7 protein-coding genes are annotated in these 6,339 nt (G+C 43.7%); 2 read left to right on the top strand and 5 right to left on the bottom strand.

The annotated features are described in order from the left end of the window. Positions 1 to 728, bottom strand: a 728-nt coding sequence (locus tag JMX94_RS13020; RefSeq protein WP_201565988.1) for a DMT family transporter, incomplete at its 3' end; no start/stop codon positions are given. 316 nt (positions 729 to 1,044) lie between these two features. On the opposite strand from JMX94_RS13020, the gene JMX94_RS13015 reads away from it, so the two are divergent. Then, a complete protein-coding gene (locus JMX94_RS13015) occupies positions 1,045 to 2,079 on the top strand; it encodes a WG repeat-containing protein (RefSeq protein WP_227673508.1) in 1,035 nt (344 codons plus the stop codon). 125 nt (positions 2,080 to 2,204) lie between these two features. Here the strand turns inward: JMX94_RS13015 and JMX94_RS13010 are convergent, their stop codons facing one another. Both JMX94_RS13010 and JMX94_RS13005 read right to left on the bottom strand, forming a co-directional pair. Continuing rightward, entirely contained in the window at positions 2,205 to 3,251 is a 1,047-nt protein-coding gene (locus JMX94_RS13010) for an alpha/beta fold hydrolase (RefSeq protein WP_201565986.1), read from the bottom strand. A gap of 28 nt (positions 3,252 to 3,279) precedes the next feature. Next, on the bottom strand, positions 3,280 to 3,444 hold the full coding sequence (locus JMX94_RS13005; RefSeq protein WP_183618001.1) for a rubredoxin: 165 nt from the start codon (positions 3,442 to 3,444) through the stop codon (positions 3,280 to 3,282). Between the two features lie 343 nt (positions 3,445 to 3,787). Between JMX94_RS13005 and JMX94_RS13000 the strand changes: the two genes are divergently transcribed. Continuing rightward, a complete protein-coding gene (locus JMX94_RS13000) occupies positions 3,788 to 4,357 on the top strand; it encodes an adenine phosphoribosyltransferase (protein WP_201563408.1) in 570 nt (189 codons plus the stop codon). A gap of 86 nt (positions 4,358 to 4,443) precedes the next feature. Here JMX94_RS13000 and JMX94_RS12995 read toward each other — a convergent pair whose 3' ends face one another. Both JMX94_RS12995 and JMX94_RS12990 read right to left on the bottom strand, forming a co-directional pair. Then, positions 4,444 to 4,938: a hypothetical protein gene (locus JMX94_RS12995; protein WP_201563407.1), complete on the bottom strand. Its 495-nt coding sequence runs from the start codon at positions 4,936 to 4,938 to the stop codon at positions 4,444 to 4,446. A gap of 154 nt (positions 4,939 to 5,092) precedes the next feature. Next, the gene (locus tag JMX94_RS12990; RefSeq protein WP_201565984.1) at positions 5,093 to 6,034 is read right to left on the bottom strand and encodes a transaldolase; all 942 of its coding nucleotides are present in this window, start codon (positions 6,032 to 6,034) and stop codon (positions 5,093 to 5,095) included. Positions 6,035 to 6,339 lie beyond the last annotated feature (305 nt).

Here is a 6,339-nt window from a genome sequence, read left to right as displayed (position 1 = left end):
GCCAAGGACAGCTTAGGAATAGAGTAGGCGATAAGCCCCCACGCTAAGCATTGCATCACCGTGCCATAAATCAATACCCAACCAATCTCAGACCACGTATCGGGCAAAATATTGCCCATATCGAACACGAACATCGGGACAATCATTGCCACTACGCCGCCGATGCTAATCAGTTGCATAAGCATAAATATCGGCGTTGGCTCAGTATCGTGGGTTGTGCGGATAAAGATCATCGACGCGGCAAGCATGGCGACTGAGACGATGCCCGTGACGAAACCCCGAGTCGCGGCAGTATTTCGCGCAAACTCAGGTCTGCCTATCATTGCTACGCCTAGCATGGCTAAAAATAAACTGATAAGCTGCAAGATAGATTGGCGCTCATTAAAATATAAAAATCCAATGGCCGCTAAAAAGAAAATCTGCAAGCTATTAAGTAAGGTTGAGATACCAGGACCGACCGCATAAATACTCTCATGCCAGAGTGCCAAATCGAGTCCTAAAAATGCGCCCGATAATAAACCGTAAAAAATAGCACGCTTTGAGCGCGGTAATCGCTGCCCCGTTACTTTAGCCAATACAGCAAATACCACGCCTGAAATAGCCAGCCGCCAAAATGACATCGCCCAGCCACCGATATCGACATGAGCAACAATCAAGCTACCCAAACCAAAAATAACACAACCAATGACTAAGCCAGTAGCGGCAGAGCGTGAAGAGGCAGTAGCCATGCAATATCCTTATCTCATTACTATGATGCTTTTTTTAAGATGCTTTTTAATTGTTGTTTGCTAAAGCGGTGATTTAAATAAGCTATATTGTCAGTGTTTTGCACTCGAAATGGAATGGTTTAGGGCGATTTATTTTATAATGACTTATCACACACCATAAATAAATCAGTCATCTTCTTACAGGAATAACATTGGCGCAAACGTCGCTATTTGTTACTCTACTAGCTATCTGCATTTTAAAACCCTTAATGTTTTAGAATAACGACACGCTTTAAATTTTCAAATAGCCTCTATTACTTTTAGCCTAGGTTTGCTTATGCTGCTACGTTCTATATCAAGACGACAAAAACTCTCCCTCTCTAGATTACCGCTACAATTGTCACGCGGCAGTTTTGTGATGAGCCTGTTTGTGATGAGCGTTGTAACCGCTACGCCTTTTTTGATGTCAAATGCCCAAGCAGCCAGCTGTAAAATTCCCAAAAGTTATTATAAAAATGTCTCTTGTACAGCGAGTAGCGGCTATTTTTTAGCGATAAAAGATTTTGGCGCACCAGTTGCCTTGATTAATAAACAAGGTAAAAGCGTGGTTGATTTATCCCGCTATCAAAAAGTAGATGCCGATAAAATATCGGGCGGACTGCTACCGGTACTGCGTAACGGGCGGGTGGGTTACGTCAATATGCAAGGTCGCGAGACTATCCCTGCGATGTACGATATGCTCAAGGAGAGTCAAGGTTGGGCGCGTCCCGTGTCTGAAGGTCGCATCGTGGTCAAACAAAACGGTCATTATGGGGTCATCGATACCGCTAATAAAACAATCGTGCCATTTTCTGCCGCGATTAGTGATATCGATGATTATCGTGGCGGCATGACGCGCGTGCGTAAAAACCAAGCCATCAGCTGGTTGGATAAAAATGGCAAACCCACGCGTGACCCGAATTCGAACAGTAAGGCTGATAGCCAAACATCGACAACTAACGAAAACGCCAAGGAGATGCAACAATCAGCGCCGTCTAGTCCTTTTACCACGCTACAGCCACGTCAACAAGATGGTAGGTGGGGCTTTGTTGATGACAATAATGTCACGATGATTACGTATTCGTTTGATGAGGTGCGTCCATTTTCTGAAGGACTGGCGGGCGTACGCATCGATAACGAATGGGGTTTTGTTAATTTAGGCGGCGAGTTGGTAATTCCTTTCCGTTTTGATAAGAGCGGTGTGAGCGTAGGCGATAGTTATAAAGACCAGGCAGCATTTGTATTCACAAATGGCAAAGCATGGATTGGTAATTTAAAAAATGGGGCTAAGATGTGTATTGATAAAGAGGGTAGCAGTGTTGGTTGTGATTGATACTTAGCACTTATCATTTAATATCGCGCTTAATTTTGCAGGTAAAAAGAGTGTCAGAGCGATGGATAATCCATCGCTCTGACACTCTTTTATGGCTCATTAATCAAATTTGTAAGCTTAAAACATTACTTTTCTAACAGATGATTGCTAATCAAGTCGACCATATAAGGCTGATAGTATTCTGGAATATCGTGCGCCATACCTTCGATTAAATGGAATTTTGCATTGGGAATGGTCTTTGCAACCACTCGTCCTTGCGAGGCGGGTAACAGCCCATCTGCGCTACCATGCAGCACAATCGTCGGTGCTTTAACTTGCTTACTGTATTTGCTAATCGAGCCTGAAGCTAAAATAGCATTGAGCTGTTGTACGGTACCGAGTGGATGAAAATTACGCTGATAACGTATCTTAGCGATGTCACGCACCATGCGCACATTGACGTGTCCAGGCGTGCCGACAGTCTTCATAAACCAGACGCTATGACGCACAATATCACGCTCAGAATGGCTCTCAGGGCGATTGATGAGGGTATATAACTGCTTCGGCTTAGGCGGTTTTAAAAAGGCGCGGTTGGTGGTGGTAAACATCAAGGCCATGCGCTGTACTAGACTTGGATAACGCGCGGCGACGATTTGAGCAATCATACCGCCCATAGAAGCGCCAAGTAGGAGCGTTTTACTCAGGTGCAAGGCTTTGATTAAACGCGCCGTATCTTCCGCCATATCGGTTAAGTTATAAGCAACCTGCGCGCCTTTATTCGCCAGACCTGTCTGCAGGCGCATCATCATTTTTAATTGACTGATACGTGGCAAACCATCAATCTGTACTTTAGATGACAAGCCGATATCACGGTTGTCAAAACGTATCACAAAAAAACCGGCATCGATAAGGCGCTTCATAAAGTTATTTGGCCAAAATATCATTTGTGAGCCAAGTCCCATAATCATGAGTAGTGGCGGATTGTTTGGATTACCACCCGCCTCAACCCACAGCTCGATACCGTCACCAATATCTATCATTGCTTGATGAAGATGCTCGCTTAAGTCGGATGCACGCCAATTATGGTTGCCAAATTGCTGCCATTCAGGGGTTGGGTAATTGCCATTTTCCTCTGAAATCTCAGGCGCTTCTAGAATCTTAGGCGCACTATTGATGGGGTTTGATTGTGTCATGAAGTATCCTATTTAAACGGTCATTGGCTTAAAGTTCGAGCATCTCAAAATCAAGCTTGCCAACGCCGCATTCTGGGCAAATCCAATCATCAGGGATATCTTCCCATTTAGTGCCAGGCGCGATGCCTTCTTCAGGACAGCCGAGCTCTTCGTCATATATCCAGCCGCAGACAATACATTCATAACGTTTCATAAATAGTCCTATCGATTATTGTCACTGTTATTAAAACCAGTGTTACTAGGTGTTTTTTTAAGGCTTATATTCACTACTATAGTCAATATTTAGACCGTAAAAACGCACGTAGTTTATCATATAACCGTAATTTTCATAGTTAAGTTTACACTTGTATATTGAGATTAACCAGCTTTTATCAAGTCGTAGAGTACCCACTTAATGGTTTTAGTAGTGCTAACTTCGCCAGTTTTATCTCCGCCATAAAGTCGATTATGCTATAATTCTTGCTACCAATTTTACCAATTGAGATATCGACCATCACTGTCATATCCTCTTCAAGTACTATACGCAAAGGGTTATCATGAGCGCTACTGCCGACGTTTCATCAGCTAATACCACAACCAAATCCTCGCCGACACTCAATACTGATCATCCATTTTGGCAAATCATTCGCACAGTACCAGACTTCCCAAAAGTTGGCATTGATTTTTATGATATTACGCCGTTACTGCGCAGTCATATTAATGCTGTGATTGATGAGATGCTAGCTGTACTGCCTGCGGGTCTGCTTGATGACGTCGATTGCTTGGGTGCAGTTGAGGCGCGCGGATTTGTATTTGCCAGTTTGCTAGCAGGTCGCTTGGGTAAGGGTATGATTTTGCTGCGTAAACCTGGCAAATTACCACCACCGGTTGCCAATAAAGCTTATGCTTTAGAATATGGTAAAGACACGCTTGAGATGCAAAATAATTTGCCACCTGAGCGCGTGTTATTGGTCGATGATATTTTGGCTACTGGCGGTACGCTGATGACTGCTTATGAGCTGTGCAAGTCTGCTAAGCACACCGTGGTCGGCGCATTGGTATTGTTAGACCTTGTTGATTTGCACGGCGAATTCCCCGTGCCGGTTTATACGGTTTTAAAAGCTTAGAGAAGAGTTTTTTAGCATAATAAAAAGCGCGCTGAATAGTTCAGCGCGCTTTTTAATGGCATGTATTTTGTTTGTCTTGACCTGCGTTACTTATCTTGCTGGTAACTTTTACAGGCCTGCTCTACGAGCATGCGACTAATTGTTTTCGGCTTGGTCACCTTAAAGTCTTTAGTCGTCAATATTGGCTTTTCTGATTGCCAAGATTTTAACACTTTATCGTCAGCAGCGTAGTTGACGTAAGCGCGCCGATAGTAGCTAGAATCCTTACAAGAGATGAGTAATTGCTGGTCGCTATGATGGATGTCGGTTTCTTTAGTCTGTTTGTCCTTACCTTCCTTGCTGTCTTTTTCTTTACTATCCTTTGTCACCACGGTTTTTGGTGCAGGATAGGTTCTACGAATCGAGACGGTAATATTTTCGACTGCTTTTTCGTCAATAATATGAATGTCTGAGCGTTCGATAGAATCCAAATCTAAGCTAAAAATAGAGCCAGTCTGACTTTTTGATACCTCTAACCAGTTTGCCGCATAGCCACTCATTGCAAGCGTACTACCTGCTAATATCACTGCTAGCCGTTTCATAATCGAGCCTTGCTTTTTGTTATATAAAGTCGCTCATCATAGCCAACTTAATAGGGGCAGGCAAATTTCTTTTATGACAAGCGGTTCACGCTGTGGCAATCTCAGCACTCGTGATTAGCAGGCAGAGACCTCGGACATATAGTCAGTTTGGTTGTTAATCACGCATGTCTGCTAGCATTTTCGCAAGCTCATCACGCGCACCGATAAAGCCATCGATACCCTTAGGTAATAAGTCTTGTGTGACCGTATCTTGTTGATAAGCGGCACTGAATTCGTCATGCGTTAAGCTGACTTTGGTCATGTCGGCCAAATCCATTGACATGCTTGGTGATAGCTGGCGCGTTACTTCAACATCCATCGCTGCCAGCTCATCGATGAGATTGGGCGCGATGGTTAACAGGTCACAACCCGCCAACGCCAATATTTGCTCAGTCGAGCGGAAACTGGCTCCCATCACTTGCGTTTTATAGCCATGCTGCTTGTAATATTGATAAATAAGCTTGACCGATTGCACGCCCATATCGTCTGAAGCGGGAACGTTTTGGCGGTTTTGCTGGCGTTTTTGCCAATCTAAAATACGCCCAACAAAAGGGGCGATCAGCGTCACGCCAGCATCGGCACAGGCAATCGCTTGATGCTGACCGAATAATAACGTCAGATTACAGTGAATACCCTGGGTTTCAAGATAACGTGCGGCCTCAATCCCTTGCCACGTTGCTGCCATCTTAATCAAGACGCGCTCTGAGTCGATACCTGCTTTTTGATAGGCTTCCATAAAGCTTAAGGCTTTATCAATGGTCGCTTGGGTATCATAAGATAAGCGTGCATCGACTTCGGTTGAAACGCGACCTTCAATCAATGCCAGAATATTACAGCCAATTTGAATGGTCAGCTCATCAATCACCGCATCGATATCACCGCGATGGCGACTCATGGTTTCTGACAGCATGGCTTCATTATCCGGATGAATGAGCGCTTTGGTAATGAGACTGGGATTGGTAGTGGCATCGATGGGTTTTAGGCGCGCAATGGCGGCAAGATCGCCCGTATCAGCGACAATAGTGGTCATGGTGCGAAGCTGTTGTAATGCGCTCATCAGATATCCTTGGTATGGTCAATTAACGTTGTTATGTTCTTATTTAGCGGTGTTATTTAAGTTTGTTGTCCATGATGTTTTTTTATTCATACAGCGGTTTATCATGGTGGTGTTGCTTGGGATTTTGCTTAGCAATAGCGTCTTAGCGGTTTTTTAAACTTAAACCTATTAAGCTTATACGCTATTAAAAATTAAGCATTATTAAAGCTTATACGCTGTTAAAACTATGCGCCTTTAATAAGAGCATTTAATTAAAACTATGCGCCTTTAATAAGAGCCTTTAAACTGTATCATAGATTTAAGCG

The sequence above is a fragment of the Psychrobacter sp. CMS30 genome, from assembly GCF_904846565.1.
In the GTDB taxonomy this organism is placed as follows: domain Bacteria; phylum Pseudomonadota; class Gammaproteobacteria; order Pseudomonadales; family Moraxellaceae; genus Psychrobacter; species Psychrobacter maritimus.
The sequence above is the reverse complement of the archived record's forward strand: the minus strand, read 5'-3'. Positions and strand labels throughout refer to the sequence as shown.

Excerpts from the sequence above, each read along its gene's own strand:
- JMX94_RS13015 (WP_227673508.1), top strand. The coding sequence starts at position 1,045 with ATGCTGCTACGTTCTATATCAAGACGACAAAAACTCTCCCTCTCTAGA.
- JMX94_RS13010 (WP_201565986.1), bottom strand. The coding sequence starts at position 3,251 with ATGACACAATCAAACCCCATCAATAGTGCGCCTAAGATTCTAGAAGCG.
- JMX94_RS13005 (WP_183618001.1), bottom strand. The coding sequence starts at position 3,444 with ATGAAACGTTATGAATGTATTGTCTGCGGCTGGATATATGACGAAGAG.
- JMX94_RS13000 (WP_201563408.1), top strand. The coding sequence starts at position 3,788 with ATGAGCGCTACTGCCGACGTTTCATCAGCTAATACCACAACCAAATCC.
- JMX94_RS12995 (WP_201563407.1), bottom strand. The coding sequence starts at position 4,938 with ATGAAACGGCTAGCAGTGATATTAGCAGGTAGTACGCTTGCAATGAGT.
- JMX94_RS12990 (WP_201565984.1), bottom strand. The coding sequence starts at position 6,034 with ATGAGCGCATTACAACAGCTTCGCACCATGACCACTATTGTCGCTGAT.